The organism is Rahnella sp. PAMC25617, assembly GCF_050606005.1.
In the GTDB taxonomy this organism is placed as follows: domain Bacteria; phylum Pseudomonadota; class Gammaproteobacteria; order Enterobacterales; family Enterobacteriaceae; genus Rahnella; species Rahnella variigena.
On record NZ_JBOCUM010000191.1, the window covers coordinates 1 to 253 of the forward strand.

Consider the following 253-nt stretch of genomic DNA (forward strand, 5'->3'; position numbering starts at 1 on the left):
ACCAGGAAAATGACCAAGAGGCCACGGCCCTGATGATTAATCTACTGGCCGCCAAGGAAGTAGCGCGCCAGCTGCGCCTACGCGACATGGGCGGCATCATCGTGGTGGACTTCATTGATATGCGCGCCGCGGAGAGCCGCAAAAAGGTGGAGGACGCGGTGTACCACATCATGAAGCAGGACAAGGCCAAGTTTACCATTCTGCCGCTCACCAAATTTGGGCTGATGCAGATAACCCGGCAGCGGGTGCGCCC

The 253-nt window shown here is 58.5% G+C and carries 1 protein-coding gene; it reads left to right on the forward strand.

Annotated features, from left to right (window positions below; all coding sequences use genetic code 11):
* Window positions 1–32 precede the first annotated feature (32 nt).
* Window positions 33–253: ribonuclease E/G (locus tag ACM615_RS24165; RefSeq protein WP_431012672.1), on the forward strand; the 221-nt coding region annotated here is incomplete at its 3' end.